Origin of the sequence: Sporosarcina sp. PTS2304 (genome assembly GCF_003351785.1) — a bacterium.
In the GTDB taxonomy this organism is placed as follows: Bacteria; Bacillota; Bacilli; order Bacillales_A; family Planococcaceae; genus Sporosarcina.
In genome coordinates this window covers 1,317,837-1,339,674 of the sequence record NZ_CP031230.1, presented here as the reverse complement: position 1 = coordinate 1,339,674, position 21,838 = coordinate 1,317,837, and the positions used below count along the sequence as shown (strand labels likewise).

Genomic DNA, 21,838 nt, shown 5'->3' with positions numbered 1-21,838 from the left:
AGGATAGGGAAGGCAGTTTTTTTATTCCTTGTCATCGTTGTCTTTGCTATACTGTTATCATTCGGAACGAGGGAGGTAAAAGTTTTGTTAACGTATTTTCTTGTCTTTCTCTTAGGCGCTGCTCCGGGATTTGAAGTTCTAGTAGCGGTTCCGCTTGGAGTATTAAGGGGTTTGTCGCCAGTAACCGCCAGTCTGATCGGATTTGCTGGAAATGCCTCCACGATCATAATTGAAGTCATTATTTTTCAAAAGTTAAAAACTTGGTGGGATCATAAGAAAAAAAGAGATGTCTCTCTATCTTCTAAACGTACAGCTCGTGCTGGAGCGATTTGGAGGCAATTTGGTGTGCCTGGACTTGCATTAGTTGGTCCTATTTTAATAGGTTCACATTTAGCAGCTTTTTTGGCACTAGCTTTCGGTTCATCTAAAATACAAGCAACAGTATGGTTACTATTGAGTCTAGCTATTTGGTCCATTGCTTTTGCAGTTCTTGCAGTGCTTGGAATAGATATATTTTCATCGGTTAGTCAAAAGTTGTTCTAAAGCATAACTTTTTCACTTATAGTAGACGGAATAGTTTGATAATGTGTATACTATATTAAGAAAGTGAAAAGAGGAGCGGATGGATATGATGCAAACGCCATTAATTTTGTCTTCATTTATCACGAGAGCAGAAAGGTTTTTTCCTAATAAGATGGTCATTTCACGTACAGGTGAGCAAACGATTCAACGCTTTACGTACCGTGAATGGGCGAAGCGAACGCGTAGATTGTCAAATGCATTAACACAGTTAGGTATGGAAAAAGGAACCAAAGTGGGAACGTTTGCTTGGAATCATCATCGTCACTTAGAAGCTTATTTCGCTGTACCTTGCACTGGTGCTATCCTTCATATGATCAATATTAGACTGTCAGCTGAGCATATTGTCTATATCATTAATCATGCAGAAGATGAAATTTTATTAGTCGATGAAGAGTTTTTCCCTCATTTGGAGAAAATGGCTCCGATGTTAAAGACTGTTAAGCATTTTGTAATTATGAGCGATCACAAAGAATTACCAGAGACAACCCTCAAAAATGTTCATTCATATGAATCGTTACTTGAACAGGCTTCTGATGAATATGATTATCCTGAAGATTTGGATGAAAACACACCAGCTGGGCTATGTTATACGTCCGCCACGACTGGACAACCTAAAGGTGTGATTTATACACACCGCGGACTCGTCTTGCATAGTTACGCGCTCGGTTTAGCGGACGGTATGGGGCTTTGCGAGCGTGATACAGCTATGTCTGTCGTGCCGATGTTTCATGTCAATGCATGGGGAATTCCCTTTGCCGGTGTGTTTTTTGGCACAACACAAGTATTGCCAGGACCGGGATTCAATCCAGTTGTATTGCTGGATTTAATTGAATCAGAGAAAGTAACACTTACCGCGGGTGTTCCTACTATTTGGCTCGCAGTATTGAAAGAACAACAACAGAACGCAAGAGACCTATCTTCATTACGCGCGATTGTTTGTGGTGGTTCTGCATCTCCAAAAGGACTTATTCGTGCATTTGAAGAGAAATTGAATATCCCGTTCATTGTTGGCTATGGGATGACTGAAACCAGTCCAATTGTCAGTTTGTCAGTGCTCACTTCTTCAATGGATGATTTGACGATGGACGAGCGCATCGATATTCGTGCTTTGCAAGGTCTTGTGACACCGGGTCTGGATATACGTGTGGTGAATGAAAACGGAGAAGTCCCTTGGGATGGCGAAACGATGGGAGAACTTAAAGTTAAAGGCCCTTGGATTGCCAGTGAATATTATAAAGATGAAAGAACGGAAGAAGCATTTAAAGATGGCTGGCTTTATACAGGAGATATTGCTGTTATGACTAAAGATGGTTATTTGAAATTAACAGACCGCACAAAAGATTTGATCAAAAGTGGTGGGGAGTGGATTTCTTCTGTAGATCTTGAAAATGCGTTGATGACCCACGAAGATGTATACGAAGCAGCTGTAGTCGCGGTACCTCATGAAAAATGGATGGAACGACCATTGGCTTGTGTAGTATTACATGATAATATTGCGCAAGATGATACGAAGAAACAAGAACTGAAAGATTATCTAAAAGGTCAATTTGCCAGTTGGTGGATTCCGGACGAGATTTTATTCGTTAAAGAAATTCCAAAGACATCTGTCGGGAAATTTTTAAAAGCCGCATTGCGTGATCAATTAAAAGAATACTATAAATGATCTGTTTCCAAGAAAAAGAAGCTATCAAAGAAAATCAGCTGTTACTGACTATCTTGTAGCTCCTTTTTCTTGTACCTGAAATCTTTAATTGTTCATCAAAATCATTGTGCTTTAGCGAATGCCTGAGCAAGTTCAGATGTCATTTGTGTTTTTTTCTGATCATCCGCACGTTTCCACAATTGTTCAAAAAATACACCTAGTCCTGGCAATAGATGTTCTTCTCCACGTGCAATTGCATCATCAATTACGTTCCTAACATCCGATGAGCTGTTATTTGTCATGTTTGCGGTAATCGCATCTCGTATTTGAAAATCCATAGTATCAGCCTCCTACCGTCATCTTTTCCACAACAGTATCTAAATATACGTGTATTTGATACACTAAAAAGAAAAAAGGATGTACAGCCCTGTGAATAAAAGAATCGAATCAACTCAAAACTCTTTAGTGAAACATTGGAAGAAGTTAGTGACCACAAGAAAAGAGCGGGATCAGACGAAAGAATTTTTAGTAGAAGGTTTCCATCTTGTGGAAGAAGCGTTAAAGAAGCCTGAACTTGTCATTCAGTTACTTATTCGTGAAGATATTGATATACCATCACATTGGATGTTGCCAATTATAGAAGTGAATGCCGCTGTAGCAAAAGAAATATCTGAAACAGAGCAGACTCAAGGAGTATTTGCTTATTGTCGCCAGCCGCAACATGAAGTAAAAGCACAACATGAATGGAAGCGTGTACTGCTCATTGATGCAGTCCAAGATCCAGGTAATATCGGGACGATGATTCGAACAGCAGACGCGGCCGGATTGGACGCGGTCGTATTAGGAAAAGGTTGTGCGGATCCATTCAATCCAAAGACCGTACGTTCGGCACAAGGTTCACACTTCCATATACCTGTCGTGCGTGAGGAGTTATCGAATTGGCTTGAGCGTGTAAAAGAAGCTAATATTCCGGTTATTGGCACAGGGTTAGAAAATGCTGTTTCATTAGATGAAATGAACCCACAACAGTCTTTTGCTTTACTTGTCGGCAATGAGGGTAGCGGGGTAGATCCAACGTTGCTATCACAAGCCGATCATGTGGTGAAAATCCCTATGTATGGACAGGCTGAGTCTTTGAACGTAGCTGTAGCAACTGGAATTTTAGTGTATACATTACGCAGTAAGCAATAAGCTATTGAAGGCAAAATCGTTTTACGGTATACTGTGAGATGAATCAAAATAACAGCAATGACCGGGAAGAGTAGATGTAGTAGTGTGTTCGTAGGGATTTCACATCGTGACTGAAAATGTGAAAAACGCACCTCATTGAAGTTCACCCCGCGAGCTGCACGCTTGGACCATGTATGTAAAGGCGTGCCGGCAAAGGACCGTTATTCCAATTTAAGTGATTTTGTATCTTTTTAAGATGCAAACTAATCAGGGTGGTACCGCGAAATCGACCTCGTCCCTTTTATAGGGGCGAGTTTTTTGTTTTTTCGGAAATCATTTTATTGATTCGTTAAAAACCATACCTGGAATAGAGAGAGGAGCTCATATACATGAAAGAACAACTGCATGAATTGAAAGAACAAGTCATGGAGAAAATCAAGCAATCCAACACGATTAAAGAATTAAATGATGTACGAGTAGCTTATTTAGGTAAAAAAGGACCCATTACAGACCTATTAAAAGGAATGGGCAAACTTCCTGCAGAAGAACGTCCAAAAATGGGAGCACTTGTGAATGAAATTCGTGAAAGTGTAACAGTGATCTTGGAAGAACGTAAAGAGTTATTAGAACAGGCAGCGATACAAGAGCAGTTGGATAAAGAATCGATTGACGTCACGTTACCGGGTCGTCCAGTGGAGCTCGGCAATCATCATCCGCTCACGCGTGTTGTCGAAGAAATTGAAGATTTTTTCATTAGTATGGGCTATGAAATCGCTGAAGGTCCTGAAGTTGAAAAAGACTATTATAACTTTGAAGCATTGAATTTACCAAAAGGACATCCTGCTCGTGATATGCAAGATTCCTTCTATATTACAGAAGACATTTTACTGCGTACACATACATCACCTGTACAAGCAAGAACGATGGAAGCTAAAGAAGGTTCTGCAATTAAGATTATTTGTCCGGGCAAAGTGTATCGCAGAGACTCGGATGACGCGACACATTCGCACCAATTTACACAAATTGAAGGATTAGTCGTAGGGGAAAATATCCGGATGAGTGACCTTAAAGGAACGTTGGATTTATTAGCAAAGAAGTTATTTGGTGCTGAACGCGAAATTCGATTACGTCCAAGTTTCTTCCCATTCACTGAACCATCCGTTGAAATGGATATTTCTTGTTTCAAATGTGGCGGATCCGGCTGTAATGTTTGCAAAAAGACAGGCTGGATCGAAATTTTAGGTGCGGGCATGGTACATCCAAATGTCCTCCAAATGGCAGGATATAATCCAGAAGAAGTTACAGGCTTTGCTTTTGGTATGGGACCTGAAAGAATTGCAATGTTAAAATACGGAGTGGAAGATATTCGTCATTTCTATACAAATGACATTCGGTTTATTTCACAATTCCACCGGTCAGAGGCATAAGGAGGATTACTGATGTTAGTATCGACAAATTGGTTAAGTACGTATGTAGATTGGAATGAATTAAGCGTAGAAGAGTTAGCTGAAAAAATTACGCGTGCAGGAATTGAAGTAGATGGTATCATCAACCGTTCTTTAGGAATGGAACATGTGGTGATTGGATATGTAGCTGAGTGTGAAAAACACCCGGAAGCGGATAAACTGCATATTTGTCAAGTAGATGTTGGTGGGGAAGTAACGCAAATCATTTGTGGTGCACCGAATATTGCAGCTGGCCAAAAAGTAATCGTTGCACGTCCAGGGGCTGTGTTACCGGGCGGCATGAAAATTAAAAAAGCAAAACTGCGTGGCGAAGAATCCAATGGCATGATTTGTTCGTTACAAGAACTTGGTATCGAAGGAAAAGTCGTTCCTAAAGCGTATGCAGAAGGAATTTACGTGTTACCAAATGACGTGCATGCAGGAGATAATGCTCTAACGCATCTTGGACTTTACGATCAAGTGTTGGAATTTGATCTGACACCAAATCGTTCGGACGCATTAAGTATGCTTGGGGTAGCTTACGAAGTAGGGGCGATCCTGTCAAAAGATATTAAAGTACCTGCTATTACTTATGAATCGTCTAGTGAAAAAGCAGAAGACTACTTACAGTTGACAGTAGAAGCACCAGCAGAGAATCCGATGTATGTAGCCAAAGTTGTGAAAAACGTTAAGGTTGCTGAATCTCCTCAATGGCTACAAAACACGTTAATGTCCGCGGGTATCCGTCCGCATAATAATATTGTGGATATTACAAATTATGTGTTAATGGAGTATGGCCAGCCGTTACATGCATTCGATTACGACCGTCTCGAAACGAAAGAAATCGTCGTGCGCCAAGCTCTTGATGGGGAGCAAATCATTACACTAGATCAGACGGAACGTACATTGAATGGTCATAACTTAGTCATTACAAATGGTATTGAACCAGTCGCGCTAGCAGGTGTAATGGGTGGGGCCAATTCTGAAGTACATGAAGGTACCTCGACAGTTGTCATTGAATCAGCTTATTTTTCACCGGGTTCTGTACGTCAAACATCAAAAGAAGTCGGACTTCGCAGTGATGCAAGCACACGCTTTGAAAAAGGCGTAGACCCGAACCGTGTAGCAGACGCAGCTGAACGTGCTGCACAATTGATGGCAGAATTAGCAGGTGGAGAAGTACTAGAAGGTTCTGTCGTATTTGATGAGCTTGATAAAACATCTGAACGCATCATCTTATCCCCGGATTACGTAAATAATCGTCTAGGGATGAAAATTCCAATGGATGAAATGAAGAGCATTATGGATCGGTTGCAAATTCCGACTGAAGCGATCAATGGTCAACTCGTCATGGATATTCCAACGAGACGTCAAGATTTGCGGATTAAGGAAGATATGATTGAAGAAATTGCACGTCTGTACGGTTATGATGAAATTCCTAAAACATTACCTGTTGTAGAAAGTGCGCCGGGCGGTCTAACATCTTATCAGGCAAAACGCAGAGTCGTTCGGAGATTTTTAGAAGCGGCAGGTCTATCACAGGCATTGACATATTCACTGGCTTCACCTAAAGATGCTCAAGCTTACGCACTGGAAACAGCACCCGTTACGGAGTTGCTAATGCCTATGAGTGAAGAACGAAGCATTCTTCGTCAAAGTGTGATCCCTCATTTATTGGACGCTGCTACTTACAATGTGGCTCGTCGTAACGAATCAGTGGCATTGTATGAAACGGGTTCTGTGTTCTTAGGTATTGAGAGAGATGGACTTCCGAAAGAGGTAGAGCATGTAGCTGCAGTAATCACAGGCAAGTGGGTGAACCATGCATGGCAAGGCGAAACGAAAAAAGTAGATTTCTTCGTTATGAAAGGTATTGTAGAAGGAGTGTTTGATCAGCTCGGATTGTTTGAACATGTTGATTTTACAAAAGCTACCATAGATGGAATGCATCCTGGTCGTACAGCTACTGTATGGCTCGGTGATACGGCTGTAGGTATGATCGGTCAAGTACATCCAACAGTACAAAAAGAGCGTGATTTACAAGAAACATATGTGATGGAGATGAATTTACGTGTAATACTTGAAACAGAGGCAGAGGAATTATTTTATGCATCTGTTCCGCGTTTCCCATCGATAGCACGTGATATTGCATTAGTTGTAACAAGCGAAACTTCAGCTGCTGCTTTAGAGAAAATTATTCGACAAGCGGGTGGCAAGTTATTGAAAAACGTTCAGTTATTCGATCTATACGAAGGGAAAAACGTGGAGGACGGTAAGAAATCGTTGGCGTTTTCACTAACATACTTTGATCCTGAACGCACATTGACAGATGATGAAGTTGTCGCTGTTCATAGTAAAGTGCTTGATGCATTGACTGTTCAAGCGAATGCACAGTTACGATCATAATATATTTGAAGTTTACATGATGGAGGCTGTCCGGATAGTCAGTAGTGTCTGATTGTCTGTGGCGGTCTCTTTCTTTTTAAAAAATGGTTGGCTAAATACAGGGGCTTAATAAATAGCCCCTGTATTTAGAATAGCTTTTTTATCGTTTGTATACTAGTTTCAAGGCTTTTTGTGTGTTTGCAAAATGTGCTTTTGTAATTGTACGTAAAAATGGTTCACCTTTTTTACGGATGATTTGACTTGCCACCGCATCGACTTTTGCACCTGCGCCTTTTGGTAATGTCATGCCTGCTTTTACGCTTAGTTGATCCATCGCATCGAGGAATGCCACGCGTGCTAAAATAGAAGCAATAGCTACAGAAACATGTAAGTTTTCAGCTTTCGTTGAAAAGAGTACGTGATCCCGAATAATCGTCTGTTCGTTCTTCAAATGATTGTAATAAACTTTACGTTCTGCGAATTGATCAATTAAAATATAATCTGGAACTTCAGGCGACAGTTGATTTAATACATTCCCGATCGCTTGATTATGCAAAACGGCTTTAATCTTTCCTTGCGACCATCCTTTGCTTTGAATATCGTTATATTTATTATTATCTAGTGTCAAAATTGCATAAGTCACTACTTGCTTCAAGTCCTCAGCAATTTGGCGCATATATACATCGGTCAATTGCTTTGAATCTTTTACACCTAGTTCACGCAGTAATTCGATTTGATCATTACGAACGAAGCATGCGGCTACTGTAACAGGACCAAAAAAATCACCTGTACCTGTTTCGTCAGATCCGATAACGGACAATGTCTCGAATTTTGCGGGTAACATGTCTCCTTTTGCGCCTGAGCTTTGTACAGCAGCGGAGGTTCCAGATACACTCGAGCTGAAACGCGCGGCTTCTCGTTCAGCACCCGCGCCTTGAAACAATACTTTGCCGGATTTATAAGCTGTAATAGCGGTATCAGCTGTTTTTGCGGCGAAAATTACACCCGGTGCATTCCGGATGACTTTATTTTCTTCATAAAACGCAATGACAGCAGACATTTCTTTTTCGGTTAAAATAATTACTTGGTTAGTCACTAATTAATTCACTCATTTCCTGCATTATATTCATTAGTATACCTGAAATAGGGTAGAGTAATGAATGAAAGTATAAAAATTTACTAGCTCGTACAGATGTGAGGCATAATTGATTCACAACCAAATGTTTTTCATGGTATGATTATGTAAGGGTTTTTAGGGGGAGGGCGAAATCATGGCTGACAAAAAAAGATCTAGAGTAACGGTCGAGATTTATGGACAAACGTATACAGTTGTTGGTACAGAAACGTCTGGACATGTGCGGTATGTAGCCTCACTAGTTGATGAAAGAATGCGAGAACTTAGTAAACATAATCGCCATTTGGACAGTAAGAAAATTGCTGTGTTGACAGCAGTTAATAGCGTGCATGACTTTTTGAAGTTAGAAGCAAAAGTAAAGCGATTAGAAGAAGAATTGGAAAATCTGAGAGGTTGAGGGGCGAAATATGATTGATTTACTACTAGTCGTTTTATTAGTAGGCGGCTTGATTACAGGGTTCAGACGTGGGTTGGTTGTACAGATTATCCATATGTTCGGACTTATACTATCGATTTACGTAGCTTATAAATATTATAAACCACTGGCGGATAAGTTAGTTTTATGGATTCCTTATCCAGGCGCTACAGCAGGTGAGTCTTTAACATGGACATTTGAACATTTAGATTTGGATATGACATTTTATCGTTTGATTGCGTTCATATTTATTTTTGTAGCGGCAAAACTGGTATTGCAATTGATCGGTTCCATGCTGGACTTTTTAAAGCATTTACCGGTACTCGGTTTTGGAGCACGTATTTTAGGAGCAGGATTTGGGTTTATAGAGTTTTATTTGATTCTTTTTTTCCTATTATCCGCACTTGTAATGTTACCAATTGAAGTAATTCAAAATTCACTGGATAAGTCCTTACTTGCAAAAGCAATGTTCGAACATACGCCTATTATTTCCTCGGCAATAAAAAACTGGTGGTTTGTTTACTTAGGGTAATGAATATATTAGTTGCTGTATACATATGAACGAAAAGCTTCCCCCTTTGCGTGGAAGCTTTTTTATCAGAGTAGGGAGGATATGAACTTGAATAAAAAAACAATCATTCGTACATTTGAAAAAATTGCATTGTATATGGAATTACTTGGAGAAAATCATTTTAAAGTTGCAGCATTTAGAAAAGCGGCGTCCACATTGGAGTTGGATACGCGAAGTCTTTCAGAGATGGATGATATTCTTACTTTGAAAGGGATCGGTAAAGGAACAGGAGCAGTCATTACAGATTTGATGGAAAATGGCACATCTGAAGTATTAAAAGAATTAGAAGAAAAAGTACCAAAAGGTTTGATTCCATTATTAAATATCCCTGGGCTTGGCGGCAAGAAGATCGCCAAATTACATGAAGCACTTGCTATTGATTCAGTAGAGTCACTGCGTGAAGCATGTGAAAAACAAGAAGTAAGTAAACTACCTGGCTTTGGTAAAAAAACAGAAGAAAATATATTGCGTGAAATTGATATCTTGGCAGAGCGTTCTGGGAAAACACCGATTTGGCAAGTAGAAAAAGTCGTGGAGTTTGTAGAAGCTGAATTGCAATTGATTGAAGAAATAAAGAAATTTCAAGTAGCAGGTAGTTATCGACGGAGGGAAGAAGAGAGTTCTGATGTAGACTGGATAGTAGTAACTGAGGAACCAAAAGTAGTCCGAGAGAAAATTTTATCCGCATTACCAATTGAGAAAGTCGTTGGTGCAGGAGATGCAAAATTATCAATTTCTCTTGATATGGAAACTCCAATTGATGCAGATTTTCGTTTTGTAACATGCGAACAATTCGCTACAGCATTACATCACTTTACGGGTTCCGCTGCACATAATGTCCGATTACGACAAATTGCCAAAAGCAAAAAAATGAAAATTAGTGAGTACGGTGTAGAAGATGAAGCTGGTAATGTTGAAACATTTACTAGCGAAAAATCATTCTTTGCACGTTTTGACCTACCGTTTATTCCGCCTAGTATACGAAAAGATGGCAGTGAGCTCGAACGAACACAAGAGATCTCTGGAATTATTACACCTGAACAAATTCGTTCGGATCTTCATATGCATACCACATGGTCTGATGGGGGTTACTCTATAGAGGAAATGGTCGAAGCATGTCGTCGAAAAGGTTATTCCCACATGGTAATTACGGATCATTCTCACTATTTGAAAGTAGCGAACGGCTTAACACCTGAGCGTTTATTAAAACAGATTGACGAAATACGTGAAGTTAGCGCAAAATATGCTGATATTGAAGTGTTTTGTGGAACGGAAATGGATATTTTACCTAATGGCCAATTAGATTTCGAAGATGAGATTTTGCAACAGTTAGACTTTGTCATTGCTTCTATACATTCAAGTTTCAATCAACCGCAAGAACAAATAATGGAACGCTTGCACGCAGCGTGTCAAAATCCATATGTTCATATGATTGCACACCCTACAGGTCGGATTATCGGACAACGAGACGGCTACAATCCAGATATAGAACAGTTAATTTCATGGGCAAGTGAATATGGAAAAATATTAGAACTAAATGCTAGTCCGTATCGATTAGATTTACGCACTGAACATTTGCTGCTGGCAAAAGAAGCAGGTATTTTGATTGCGATTAATACAGATGCGCATGCTATAGAACAATTAGATTATATGCAGATAGGCGTGGAATACGCTCAAAAAGCCTGGCTGCCTACAGAACAAGTCGTAAACAGTTGGTCGCTTGAGCAGTTTATTGAGAAAGTGATTCGTAAATGAAAGGAAGTGTAAGACATTGGAAAAGCGTGTCTTAAAAACACTTGAGTTTGATAAGATTATTGTGCAAGTTGCAGCGCATTGTACATCATCCGCAGGTAGAACGCATGTAGAACAGCTAGTCCCTTCTCGTAATTTGGAAGATGTCCAGATCTTATTGGAAGAAACAGATGAAGGATTAGCGATTTTGCGGTTACGTGGTAACGTTCCAATGGGTGGGATTCATGACATTCGTCCACATGCAAAACGAGCGCAAATTGGTGGCATGTTAAGCGCGATGGAACTGGTGGAAATCGCGGATACTATTCGAGCGAGTAGAGTACTCCGTCAGTTTTTAGAAGGGGTAGAGGCAGAAGAAGATATTTCAATTCCACATTTGCTTGCACGAAAAGACGCGATGCCTGTTCTAACGGGATTAGAGCACGAAATCCACGCCTCTATTGATGATAATGGTCGTGTAGTGGATAGCGCATCTTCTGCTTTGCGATCGATTCGACAAAGTTTGCGAATACAGGAAAGTCGCGTTCGGGAACGGTTAGAAAGCTATACACGTGGGAAGAATGCTGCGAAAATGCTATCGGATTCTATTGTGACTATTCGGAATGATCGCTATGTGATTCCAGTAAAGGCGGAATATCGTTCACATTACGGTGGTGTAATTCATGATATGTCTTCTTCTGGACAAACGTTATTTATTGAGCCTGATGCAGTAGTTCAGGCAAACAATGAAATTCGTACGTTAAAAGTCAAAGAACAGGAAGAAATTGAAAAGATTTTGCTTGCTTTGTCTGCTAGTGTCCAAGAAGTAGCACATGACTTATTTACTTTAGTGCAATTACTTGCAGCGGTCGATGTGATTTTAGCAAAAGCGAAATACGGTACAGCCAATAAATGTACAAAACCTGCTGTAAATGCCGACGGTTATATGCGACTGGCTAAAGCACGACATCCTTTGTTGCCGATTGAAGAAGCGGTTGCTAATACGATTGAGTTTGGTTCAGATATTACAACAATTGTAATTACGGGACCTAATACAGGCGGGAAAACAGTGACTCTCAAAACAGTTGGCTTATGTACACTAATGGCTCAAGCGGGACTGCCGATTCCAGTATTGGATGGGTCTGAAATCGCAGTATTTGATTCCATATATGCAGATATTGGAGATGAACAATCTATTGAACAAAGTTTAAGTACGTTCTCCTCACATATGGTTAACATTGTGGATATTCTAAAAAAGTATGATGAACGATCATTGATATTATTTGATGAATTAGGTTCGGGTACTGACCCTCAAGAAGGAGCAGCACTTGCTATCTCCATACTGGATGAAGTTCACGGGAGTGGCGCACGTGTAATGGCCACTACGCATTATCCCGAATTAAAAGCGTATGGCTATAATCGTCCAGGCGTCGCAAATGCAAGTGTGGAATTTGATATTGATACGTTAAGTCCTACTTATCGATTGCTCATCGGTGTACCAGGGCGAAGCAACGCTTTTGAAATATCTAAACGATTAGGCTTGCATACTCATATTATTGATCGTGCGAAGACATTTACAGGTGAGGATCGTGGAGAAGTAGATTCAATGATTGCTTCACTTGAAACCAGTCGTGTACAATCTGAAAAAGATGCGGAGCGCACGCACGAATTATTAATCGAGACTGAAAAGTTAAAGAAAGATTTACATGCAAAGTTGGAGGATTTTGAAGAGCAGAAAGATCGTTTAACGGAAGCTGCTAAAGAACGTGCAAAGAAAATTGTGGAGCAAGCTAGAACGGAATCGGAAGCTGTTATTTCTGATTTACGCGCGTTACGTATGAATGCAGGAGCTTCTGTAAAAGAACATGAATTAATTGAAGCGCGTAAACGATTAGAAGGTGCTGCGCCCGAAGAAAGGAAAAAGAAAGTTGCAAAAGCACAAGCAGGCCCACGACCATTGCAAGTAGGTGATGAAGTAAAAGTACTCGCATATGGTCAAAAAGGAACGCTTATAGAAAAAGTATCTGACAAAGAATGGATTGTACAAATTGGGATTTTGAAAATGAAATTACAAGAATCCGGTCTTCAATATACGAAACCAGAAAAAGAGAAAAAGCAAGTAGTGGCAGGGGCAGTCAGAGGTCGTTCAAGTCATGTGAAGTTAGAATTGGATTTACGGGGTGAACGCTATGAAGATGCCATCGCGCGAACGGAGAAATATTTAGACGATGCACTACTTTCCAATTACCACCAAGTATCTATTATTCACGGAAAAGGTACAGGTGCACTTCAAAAAGGTGTTCAACAATATTTGAAAAAGCATTCACGCGTCAAAAATTATCGATTTGGTGAAGCGGGAGAAGGAGGTCATGGAGTAACTGTCGTGGAGTTAAAATAAAATGAAACCTTTCGACTATTTGAACCGTATGACAAGTAAGAGAACAAGAAGAGGTGCATAACTTATGAATCATACGGGGTTCTGGAGTCATCCATTAGTTGAGACGGCTGGCTATTTCAGCGTAGTCACACTTTGTTTGATCGTCTCTATGGTATTATTTGAAATGGTAACGAAATATAAAAACTGGGAAGAGATTAGAAAAGGCAATTTATCAGTTGCGATGGCTACGGGTGGAAAAATATTTGGTGTAGCGAATATTTTCCGGTATTCTATTGAACAGCATAATAGTTTGCCGCAAATGATGGGCTGGGGACTATTCGGGTTTACATTACTCGTATTCGCATACCTGTTGTTCGAATTTCTAACTCCGAAATTTAAAGTAGATGAGGAAATACAGGCAGACAATCGCTCTGTTGCTTTTATTTCGCTCTGTATTTCGGTCGGTCTATCATTCGTCATTGGCGCCAGTATATCTTAGGAGTGCATTGTAGATGGAAAGATTAATTAAAGTTTTATTAGTAGTCTGTGTACTCTTTGTGTTGATAGGGGTATATTGGCTTTTCACAAACACACCATGACTGCGGTCTTGGTGTGTTTTGTATTTCTTATCTCACAAAATCGAAAAAATTCTGTTTACTTATGTATAAATAGATTTCTTGAACAATAGACTAAAGAGTCAATATAGTGTAAGTCGTATATACGTTGTCATCGTTTATTTAGGAGAACGCAAATAAAGCGCTTTCATTTTTATGTTGTAAATTGAATAGTTTATCGATATACTAATGAACAAGGAATGTTCAAACAATTATATTTATGTAAAGGAGTTGTTAAGATGACAAAAAGACCTTGGCTTTCAGCGTATCCTTCCGAAATTCCAGCAAACTTGGAATATGAGCAAATACCTTTGCAAGACTACTTGACTAGATCTAGTAAAAAATATCCTGATAAAACCGCTATACATTTTTTAGGTAGAGATATTTCTTATTCAGAGTTTCACGAGTCAGCTTTAAAATTTGCGACATACCTACAAAAATTAGGAGTCGTAAAAGGTGATCGTGTAGCGATAATGCTACCGAACTGCCCACAAGGCGCGATTGCTTATTATGGAATTCTATATGCGGGTGGGATTATTGTACAAACAAACCCATTGTATACTGAACGTGAATTGAAGTATCAATTATCCGATTCAGGCGCGAAAGTCATAATTTCTCTTGATATTTTATTTCCGAGAATTTCAAAAGCTATGAAAGACACTTCATTGGAACATATCATCATTACGGGTATAAAAGATTATTTGCCATTCCCAAAAAATTTAATTTATCCTTTTATACAAAAGAAAGAACATAAACTGACAGTGAAAGTAGAACATCGGGGAATCCATCATTTGTATACTGAAATAATGAAATCGACAAAACCTGAACCTATCCATGTAACTTTTGAAAAAGGGGATCTGGCTTTACTTCAGTATACGGGTGGCACAACAGGACCCCCAAAAGGTGTAGAGTTAACACATGCTAATTTAATTAGTAATACTGAGATGTGTAATGCTTGGCTATATAAAACAGAGGATGGCAAAGAAACAATAATGGGAATTTTACCGTTCTTTCACGTATACGGCATGACAACGGTGTTGATTTACGCTGTAATGAAAGGGCATCGCATGGTACTGGTTCCTAAATTCGATTTTAAAACTGCTCTGAAAGAAATTGACAAACAAAAACCAACGCTCTTTCCTGGAGCGCCAACGATTTATATCGGTCTTTTAAATCAACCGGACATTGATAAATATGATTTATCATCCATCAAAGCATGTATTAGTGGATCAGCAGCTTTGCCGGTAGAGGTAAAAGATAAATTTGAAGCGGTTACAGGTGGAAAATTAGTAGAAGGATATGGGTTGACAGAAACTTCTCCGGTAGTAATGGCGAACTTTGTATGGGATGGATTGCAGAAAAGAGGAACAGTAGGAGTTCCTTGGCCAGATACAGATGCCTGTATTATAGGGCCGAACACGACTGATCCTTTACCAATAGGTGAAATAGGTGAAATTGCGGTGAAAGGTCCGCAAGTGATGACAGGATATTGGAATAGACCTGATGATACACAAGAGACATTTCGCGGAGGTTGGTTTTTGACAGGTGACTTAGGGTATATGGACGAAGATGGGTACTTTTATATTGTTGACCGTAAGAAAGATATGATTATTGCGAGTGGATTTAATGTATATCCACGTGAAATAGAAGAAGTGTTATATGAACACCCCGCGATTCAAGAGTGTATCGTGGCAGGTGTGCCTGATCCATACCGCGGAGAAACAGTAAAAGCGTATATCGTGCTAAAAGAAGGATATTCTGTAACTGAAAGAGAATTAGATGAGTACTGCCGAAAACAATTAGCTGCATTTAAAGTTCCAAAACAGTATGATTTCCGTGACGATTTACCGAAAACAGCAGTCGGTAAAATTTTACGCAGAACGCTTATAGATGAAGAAAAAAGAAAGTTTTCTGAAGATAAAGATTCACACAGAACTTCATGACTAAATACTTGACTCTAATAGAAACATTCATTATTATGAAAATATGAATGAATTCTCATTCATATTTTCTTTTTTGGTGGTGAATTACATTGAAACGTACGAAGCCAAAGTATAAACAAATTGTAGACGCTGCAGTTGTTGTAATTGCGGAAAACGGCTATCACCAGGCGCAAGTATCAAAAATCGCCAAAGAAGCGGGAGTTGCGGATGGTACTATTTATCTTTACTTTAAAAATAAAGAAGACATCTTAATTTCCGTTTTTCAAGAGAAAATGGGTATTTTCAGCGAGAACATTCATGTCATACTAGAAAAAGATCTTCCTATCTCTGAAAAGCTACTGTTAGTAATAGAAAGTCATTTTAGAGTATTACAAGAAGATCCGCATTTGGCGATTGTAACACAATTGGAACTTAGACAGTCAAACAGAGAGCTAAGATTTCAAATTAACAACATTTTAAAAGAGTATATGTTTTTACTGGACGAATTGCTTAAAAGTGGAATGGAGACAGGTGAGCTTTCCCCTGATCTAGATTTGCGGCTTGCTCGTCAAATGTTATTTGGTACGATGGACGAGACTATTACTTCATGGGTAATGAATGAACAAAAGTTTGATTTGCTAAAAACAGCACCAAAAGTTAGCAAAATGTTATTATGCGGTTTCCAGCAATAACTGTAATAGTGTGAAAGGAGAGGTAATACATGACGTTGATCACAATGGAGAAAGATGGCTTTGTCGCTTTGGCGAAAATTAATCATCCTCCCGCAAATGCTTTGTCTTCAAAACTTATCGAAGAGGTTGACCAACTTCTGACGAAAGTAGAGCAAGATGAACATGTGCGTGTTGTAATTTTATATGGTGAAGGAAGGTTCTTTTCTGCAGGCGCAGATATAAAAGAATTCACTTCAGTAGAAAGCGGTGAAGCATTTTCGAAAATGTCTGCAAATGGTCAGAAAGTATTCGAACGTTTAGAAAACTTTCCTAAACCTGTAATCGCTTCCATTCATGGTGCGGCCCTTGGTGGTGGCTTAGAACTAGCTATGGCATGCCATATCCGCTTAGTAACGAAAAGTTCCAAACTTGGATTGCCTGAACTTCAGCTTGGACTAATACCGGGATTTGCTGGTACACAAAGGCTGCCTAGGCTGGTCGGTGTAGCTAAAGCAGCAGAAATGATGCTGACAAGTGACCCGATTTCAGGTGAGCATGCAGTGCAGTGGGGTCTTGCTAATCATGCGTTTGATGACGAAGAATTGATGGAGAACACTTTGAATTTTGCGAAAAAGCTTGCAAATAAGAGCCCTATTGCTGTAAAGCATGCTCTTCACATGTTATCTTATTCAAAGAATCAATCTTTTTATGACGGCGTGGAAGCCGAAGCGAAGTCATTTGGAGAAGTATTTGGTTCAAATGACGCAAAAGAAGGTATTCAAGCATTTATTGAAAAGCGTCAACCTACATTTACAGGAAAGTAATTATCGAATAGGAGGTTCTATTAATGAACATTTATGCATTGGTAAAAAGAACATTTGATACGGAAGAAAAGATTTCAATCTCAAACGGTGCAATTTCTGAAGATGGTGCGGAGTTCATCATTAATCCCTACGATGAGTATGCAGTAGAGGAAGCTATTCAATTACGTGACGAGCACGGCGGAGAAGTCACAGTTCTATCTATCGGTGATGAAGACGCTGAAAAGCAATTACGTACAGCATTGGCGATGGGTGCAGACAAAGCAGTCTTAATTAACATTGAAGACGATATTGACGACATAGATGAATATACATCAGCAAAAGTTATTGCTGAATACTTAAAAGACAAGGAAGTAGATTTAATTCTTGCGGGTAACGTCGCGATTGACGGCGGATCTGGTCAAGTCGGACCGCGCGTAGCGGAATTGCTAGGTATCAACTATGTAACTACGATTACAGAGTTGACTGTAGACGGAACGAATGTCACCGTTGTGCGCGACGTAGAAGGTGACTCGGAGACAATTGAAACTTCACTTCCTTTACTCGTCACTGCACAACAAGGATTGAATGAGCCTCGTTACCCTTCACTGCCAGGAATTATGAAAGCGAAGAAAAAACCGCTTGATGAAGTGGAATTTGATGATTTAGATCTTGAAGAAGAGGATGTAGAAGCGAAGACTGAAACGAAAGAAGTATTCTTGCCGCCAGCTAAATCAGCAGGTCGCGTGCTTGAAGGTGAACCAGCAGATCAAGCGGCTGAACTAGTGAAATTATTACATTCTGAAGCGAAAGTTATTTAATTCCATATAGAATCGTTATGAGGAGGACTACACTATGTCAAAAAAAATGTTAGTTTTAGGTGAAGCGCGTGATGGAGAACTGCGTAACGTATCTTATGAGACAATCGCAGCAGCAAAGAAAATTTCAGGTGGCGGAGAAGTCGTCGCTGTATTAATAGGGGATCAAGTGCAATCAATAGCACAAGAAATGATTCATTACGGAGCAGATCGTGTTGTAACAGTGGAACATCCACATTTGAAGCACTATACTCCTGATGGTTACGGTCAAGCGTTCATGGCTGTTTACGAAGATGAATCACCAGATGGTATTGTTTTTGGGCATACTGCAATGGGAAAAGATTTATCTCCTAAAATAGCGAGTAAGCTTGGGGTCGGGCTTATTTCAGACGTTACGAAAATCGAAGGGGAAGGCGATGATGCAGAATTTATTCGTCCGATCTATTCAGGTAAAGCATTCGAAAAAGTTGAGATCAAAGAAGGACTATTATTCATCTCAATTCGTCCGAACAATATCGAACCATTTACACATGATGCTAGTCGCACAGGTGATATTGCATCAAAATCAGTAGAAATTACGAATCTACGTTCCATTATTAAAGATGTTGTACGTAAATCAACTGAAGGTGTGGACTTATCCGAAGCAAAAGTAATCGTAGCAGGCGGTCGAGGCGTCAAAGGTGCAGAAGGCTTTGAACCGTTAAAAGAACTGGCGAATTTACTAGGTGGGGCAGTAGGTGCTTCACGTGGTGCGTGTGACGCCGACTATTGTGATTATTCACTGCAAATTGGTCAAACGGGTAAAGTGGTTACTCCAGATCTTTATATCGCTGCAGGAATATCTGGCGCGATTCAACACGTAGCAGGTATGTCGAACTCCAAAGTAATCGTCGCGATCAACAAAGATCCTGAAGCGAATATCTTTAAAATAGCAGACTACGGTATTGTCGGAGATATTTTTGAAATCATTCCTATTATGATTGAAGAAATCAAAAAAATTAAAGTTAGCTAAATAAAATAGGCTGTAGGCATTTTTTTAGCCGGCAAGAATCCTCCGTGATATAATGCGAATATAGTTACAGATTAAAGGAGGAAATACTAATGGCAATTATTAATGCAACTGATTCAAACTTTGCTGAAAACATTAAAGAAGGCGTAGTACTGGTAGATTTTTGGGCACCTTGGTGTGGACCATGTAAAATGATCGCTCCTGTACTTGAAGAACTTTCAGGTGAAGTTGAAGGAAAAGCAAATATCGTCAAAGTAAACGTTGATGATAACCAAGCGACTGCTAGCCAGTTCGGAATCATGTCGATCCCGACACTACTACTTTTCAAAGATGGAGAAGTAGCAGAAAAGGTAGTAGGCTTTCAACCAAAAGAAGCACTTGCACAACTAGTTGAAAAGCACGTATAAATACAACAAACCGGGGGCTATTGCAGCATCCCGGTTTTTTAGTAGGTGATTATAATGAATGAATTAATTGAACATAAATTATCTATTCTTCCTGACTTGCCTGGTTGTTATTTAATGAAGGATCGACAAGGTACTGTCATCTATGTTGGAAAAGCTAAAGTGCTGAAGAATCGTGTGCGGAGCTACTTTACCGGCTCGCACGATGGAAAAACACAGCGGCTTGTCGGTGAAATTGTAGATTTTGAATACATCATTACGAACTCTGAAATTGAAGCACTTATTTTAGAGTTGAATATGATTAAGAAATACGATCCGAAGTACAACATCATGCTTAAAGATGATAAAACGTATCCGTATTTGAAAATTACAAATGAACGGCATCCTAAGCTAATTATTACACGTAAAGTTAATAAAAAAACAGGGAAGTATTTTGGGCCCTATCCGAACGCAACTGCAGCCCATGAAACGAAAAAATTACTCGATCGACTATACCCTTACCGCAAGTGTCAAAGTATCCCGACACGCGCCTGTCTTTACTATCATATCGGTCAATGCTTAGCGCCTTGTATTAAAGAAGTACCCGCAGAAGCTTATACAGAAATGATTCAAGACATCACTCGTTTTCTAAATGGTGGTTACAAGCAAGTGAAAAAGGAATTGCAACAAAAAATGAGTGAAGCGGCTGAGAATCTAGAGTTCGAGCGTGCAAAAGAATACCGCGATCAAATTACTAATATTGAAACTGTAATGGAAAAACAAAATATGAATGCCAATGACTTTACTGATCGAGATGTATTCGGATATGCCGTGGATAAAGGGTGGATGTGCGTTCAAGTATTCTTTGTGCGTCAAGGAAAAATGATTGAGCGAGATGTTTCAATTTTTCCAGCCTATCAAGATCCAGAAGATGAATTACTAACATTTCTTGGCCGTTTTTATGGAGAAGGGCAGCATTTATTGCCTAAAGAAGTATTTTTGCCTGAAACTGTAGATTTACGTTTGGCTGAACAACTACTCGAAACAAATGTTTATGTACCACAACGAGGAAAGAAAAGAGATTTGGTGAAATTAGCTCAAAAGAATGCATCTATTGCGTTGAATGCTAAGTTTCAGTTAATTGAACGTCAAGAAGAACGTACAATAGGTGCTTGCGAAGAATTAGGAGAAGCGATGGCAATCAGTCCCCCGCTGAGAATCGAAGCGTTTGATAACTCGCATACGCATGGAGTCGAGCCTGTTTCCGCAATGATTTCCTTTATTGACGGACGTCCCAATCGTAAAGATTATCGGAAGTACAAAACGAAAACAGCGGCTGCACATGATGACTACGGTGCAATGAGAGAAGTCATCAGAAGGCGGTATACGCGCGTTCTAAAAGATCAACTGCCACTGCCGGATTTAATAGTAATAGACGGTGGGAAAGGCCAAATGGAAATTGCCAGGGAAGTACTCGAAGACGAATTAGGCTTATCAATTCCTATTGCTGGTTTAGCAAAAGATGATAAGCACAATACAGCACAGTTATTGTATGGACATCCACCTGACATTGTACCGCTGAAAAAGACAAGTGAAGGCTTTTATTTACTGCAACGTATACAAGATGAAGTCCACCGTTTTGCGATAACCTTTCATAGACAACGAAGAGGTGCTTCTTCGTTAACTTCTTCCCTTGATGGAATCGAAGGAATAGGCCCTAAACGCAAACAACAGTTACTAAAACATTTCAAAACGGTTAAGGCGATTCGTCAAGCGACAATGCAAGAGCTCAAAGAAGCTGGTTTACCTAAAAAAGTGTCAGAAGACTTAATTGCACATTTCCAACAACCCGAAACACCAGACGATCTCTTGCCTGATTAAGGTAAAGGGATTTCCTGATGTTTAGTTTATTAAGAAAATTAAAAACGTTCTGTTTTAGACACACTTATCTATTGTAAGGAGAGGGTGCTGACTTATGACCATTTATATAGAAGAAGCACAAAAATACAAGCATGTTTCGACGTTATCGGAAAAATCATAATATAGTATAAAAAGAAGATGACGTCTTGACCTGTCCCAAACAGAGGAGTACAATATACATGTTATCATATTGTACCACGAAAGAGAGATACCGATGAATAGCGGACAGACAGAGAACTGCATCATCA

Annotated in this window: 19 protein-coding genes and 1 other annotated feature; of the genes, 17 read left to right on the top strand and 2 right to left on the bottom strand. The window is 39.6% G+C overall.

Features of this window, described 5'->3' with window-relative positions:
* Positions 1 to 84: 84 nt before the first annotated feature.
* Together DV702_RS06360 and DV702_RS06355 are read left to right on the top strand one after the other, a co-directional pair.
* Complete coding sequence (locus tag DV702_RS06360; protein ID WP_114925857.1) at positions 85 to 543, top strand: small multi-drug export protein; 459 nt, start codon at positions 85 to 87, stop codon at positions 541 to 543.
* 85 nt (positions 544 to 628) lie between these two features.
* A complete protein-coding gene (locus tag DV702_RS06355; RefSeq protein WP_114925856.1) occupies positions 629 to 2,245 on the top strand; it encodes a long-chain fatty acid--CoA ligase in 1,617 nt (538 codons plus the stop codon).
* A gap of 101 nt (positions 2,246 to 2,346) precedes the next feature.
* Here the strand turns inward: DV702_RS06355 and sspI are convergent, their stop codons facing one another.
* Positions 2,347 to 2,562, bottom strand: coding sequence for a small acid-soluble spore protein SspI (gene sspI / locus DV702_RS06350; RefSeq protein WP_114924004.1), 216 nt, complete (start codon positions 2,560 to 2,562; stop codon positions 2,347 to 2,349).
* Positions 2,563 to 2,641: 79 nt separating this feature from the next.
* On the opposite strand from sspI, the gene DV702_RS06345 reads away from it, so the two are divergent.
* The 3 genes from DV702_RS06345 (at position 2,642) to pheT (ending at position 7,245) form a co-directional block, all read left to right on the top strand.
* The gene (locus tag DV702_RS06345) at positions 2,642 to 3,415 is read left to right on the top strand and encodes a TrmH family RNA methyltransferase (protein WP_114924003.1); all 774 of its coding nucleotides are present in this window, start codon (positions 2,642 to 2,644) and stop codon (positions 3,413 to 3,415) included.
* A gap of 48 nt (positions 3,416 to 3,463) precedes the next feature.
* Positions 3,464 to 3,697 (top strand) — a binding site (T-box leader).
* Positions 3,698 to 3,783: 86 nt separating this feature from the next.
* The gene (gene pheS, locus DV702_RS06340) at positions 3,784 to 4,821 is read left to right on the top strand and encodes a phenylalanine--tRNA ligase subunit alpha (RefSeq protein WP_114924002.1); all 1,038 of its coding nucleotides are present in this window, start codon (positions 3,784 to 3,786) and stop codon (positions 4,819 to 4,821) included.
* A 12-nt stretch (positions 4,822 to 4,833) separates the two neighbouring features.
* Positions 4,834 to 7,245 carry a phenylalanine--tRNA ligase subunit beta gene (pheT, locus tag DV702_RS06335; protein WP_114924001.1) on the top strand — a complete coding sequence of 804 codons (2,412 nt, stop codon included), beginning with the start codon at positions 4,834 to 4,836 and terminating at the stop codon, positions 7,243 to 7,245.
* A 139-nt stretch (positions 7,246 to 7,384) separates the two neighbouring features.
* Here pheT and rnhC read toward each other — a convergent pair whose 3' ends face one another.
* Positions 7,385 to 8,320, bottom strand: coding sequence for a ribonuclease HIII (rnhC, locus tag DV702_RS06330; protein WP_114924000.1), 936 nt, complete (start codon positions 8,318 to 8,320; stop codon positions 7,385 to 7,387).
* A 175-nt stretch (positions 8,321 to 8,495) separates the two neighbouring features.
* Between rnhC and zapA the strand changes: the two genes are divergently transcribed.
* The 12 genes from zapA to uvrC all read left to right on the top strand — a co-directional run bounded on the left by zapA (position 8,496) and on the right by uvrC (position 21,551).
* A complete protein-coding gene (zapA, locus tag DV702_RS06325; RefSeq protein ID WP_114923999.1) occupies positions 8,496 to 8,756 on the top strand; it encodes a cell division protein ZapA in 261 nt (86 codons plus the stop codon).
* A gap of 10 nt (positions 8,757 to 8,766) precedes the next feature.
* Positions 8,767 to 9,306 carry a CvpA family protein gene (locus DV702_RS06320; RefSeq protein ID WP_114923998.1) on the top strand — a complete coding sequence of 180 codons (540 nt, stop codon included), beginning with the start codon at positions 8,767 to 8,769 and terminating at the stop codon, positions 9,304 to 9,306.
* Between the two features lie 87 nt (positions 9,307 to 9,393).
* Positions 9,394 to 11,100 carry a DNA polymerase/3'-5' exonuclease PolX gene (gene polX, locus DV702_RS06315; RefSeq protein WP_114923997.1) on the top strand — a complete coding sequence of 569 codons (1,707 nt, stop codon included), beginning with the start codon at positions 9,394 to 9,396 and terminating at the stop codon, positions 11,098 to 11,100.
* 16 nt (positions 11,101 to 11,116) lie between these two features.
* The gene (locus DV702_RS06310) at positions 11,117 to 13,474 is read left to right on the top strand and encodes an endonuclease MutS2 (RefSeq protein WP_114923996.1); all 2,358 of its coding nucleotides are present in this window, start codon (positions 11,117 to 11,119) and stop codon (positions 13,472 to 13,474) included.
* A 64-nt stretch (positions 13,475 to 13,538) separates the two neighbouring features.
* Positions 13,539 to 13,952 carry a DUF350 domain-containing protein gene (locus DV702_RS06305; RefSeq protein ID WP_114923995.1) on the top strand — a complete coding sequence of 138 codons (414 nt, stop codon included), beginning with the start codon at positions 13,539 to 13,541 and terminating at the stop codon, positions 13,950 to 13,952.
* Positions 13,953 to 14,306: 354 nt separating this feature from the next.
* The gene (locus DV702_RS06300) at positions 14,307 to 16,010 is read left to right on the top strand and encodes a long-chain-fatty-acid--CoA ligase (protein ID WP_114923994.1); all 1,704 of its coding nucleotides are present in this window, start codon (positions 14,307 to 14,309) and stop codon (positions 16,008 to 16,010) included.
* An 89-nt stretch (positions 16,011 to 16,099) separates the two neighbouring features.
* A complete protein-coding gene (locus tag DV702_RS06295; RefSeq protein WP_114923993.1) occupies positions 16,100 to 16,681 on the top strand; it encodes a fatty acid metabolism transcriptional regulator FadR in 582 nt (193 codons plus the stop codon).
* A gap of 29 nt (positions 16,682 to 16,710) precedes the next feature.
* Positions 16,711 to 17,484, top strand: a complete 774-nt coding sequence (locus DV702_RS06290; protein WP_114923992.1) for an enoyl-CoA hydratase — start codon at positions 16,711 to 16,713, stop codon at positions 17,482 to 17,484.
* A 23-nt stretch (positions 17,485 to 17,507) separates the two neighbouring features.
* Positions 17,508 to 18,281 carry an electron transfer flavoprotein subunit beta/FixA family protein gene (locus DV702_RS06285; protein WP_114923991.1) on the top strand — a complete coding sequence of 258 codons (774 nt, stop codon included), beginning with the start codon at positions 17,508 to 17,510 and terminating at the stop codon, positions 18,279 to 18,281.
* A 34-nt stretch (positions 18,282 to 18,315) separates the two neighbouring features.
* Positions 18,316 to 19,290 carry an electron transfer flavoprotein subunit alpha/FixB family protein gene (locus tag DV702_RS06280; protein WP_114923990.1) on the top strand — a complete coding sequence of 325 codons (975 nt, stop codon included), beginning with the start codon at positions 18,316 to 18,318 and terminating at the stop codon, positions 19,288 to 19,290.
* An 89-nt stretch (positions 19,291 to 19,379) separates the two neighbouring features.
* Entirely contained in the window at positions 19,380 to 19,694 is a 315-nt protein-coding gene (trxA, locus tag DV702_RS06275) for a thioredoxin (RefSeq protein ID WP_114923989.1), read from the top strand.
* 54 nt (positions 19,695 to 19,748) lie between these two features.
* Complete coding sequence (gene uvrC, locus DV702_RS06270; protein ID WP_114923988.1) at positions 19,749 to 21,551, top strand: excinuclease ABC subunit UvrC; 1,803 nt, start codon at positions 19,749 to 19,751, stop codon at positions 21,549 to 21,551.
* Positions 21,552 to 21,838 lie beyond the last annotated feature (287 nt).

What these genes read in the sequence shown, in the direction of transcription:
- DV702_RS06305 (WP_114923995.1), top strand. Translation starts at nt 13,539, where the DNA reads ATGAATCATACGGGGTTCTGGAGTCATCCATTAGTTGAGACGGCTGGC.
- pheT (WP_114924001.1), top strand. Translation starts at nt 4,834, where the DNA reads ATGTTAGTATCGACAAATTGGTTAAGTACGTATGTAGATTGGAATGAA.
- DV702_RS06290 (WP_114923992.1), top strand. Translation starts at nt 16,711, where the DNA reads ATGACGTTGATCACAATGGAGAAAGATGGCTTTGTCGCTTTGGCGAAA.
- trxA (WP_114923989.1), top strand. Translation starts at nt 19,380, where the DNA reads ATGGCAATTATTAATGCAACTGATTCAAACTTTGCTGAAAACATTAAA.
- DV702_RS06355 (WP_114925856.1), top strand. Translation starts at nt 629, where the DNA reads ATGATGCAAACGCCATTAATTTTGTCTTCATTTATCACGAGAGCAGAA.
- DV702_RS06300 (WP_114923994.1), top strand. Translation starts at nt 14,307, where the DNA reads ATGACAAAAAGACCTTGGCTTTCAGCGTATCCTTCCGAAATTCCAGCA.
- DV702_RS06280 (WP_114923990.1), top strand. Translation starts at nt 18,316, where the DNA reads ATGTCAAAAAAAATGTTAGTTTTAGGTGAAGCGCGTGATGGAGAACTG.
- uvrC (WP_114923988.1), top strand. Translation starts at nt 19,749, where the DNA reads ATGAATGAATTAATTGAACATAAATTATCTATTCTTCCTGACTTGCCT.
- DV702_RS06320 (WP_114923998.1), top strand. Translation starts at nt 8,767, where the DNA reads ATGATTGATTTACTACTAGTCGTTTTATTAGTAGGCGGCTTGATTACA.
- DV702_RS06345 (WP_114924003.1), top strand. Translation starts at nt 2,642, where the DNA reads ATGTACAGCCCTGTGAATAAAAGAATCGAATCAACTCAAAACTCTTTA.
- zapA (WP_114923999.1), top strand. Translation starts at nt 8,496, where the DNA reads ATGGCTGACAAAAAAAGATCTAGAGTAACGGTCGAGATTTATGGACAA.
- pheS (WP_114924002.1), top strand. Translation starts at nt 3,784, where the DNA reads ATGAAAGAACAACTGCATGAATTGAAAGAACAAGTCATGGAGAAAATC.
- sspI (WP_114924004.1), bottom strand. Translation starts at nt 2,562, where the DNA reads ATGGATTTTCAAATACGAGATGCGATTACCGCAAACATGACAAATAAC.
- DV702_RS06285 (WP_114923991.1), top strand. Translation starts at nt 17,508, where the DNA reads ATGAACATTTATGCATTGGTAAAAAGAACATTTGATACGGAAGAAAAG.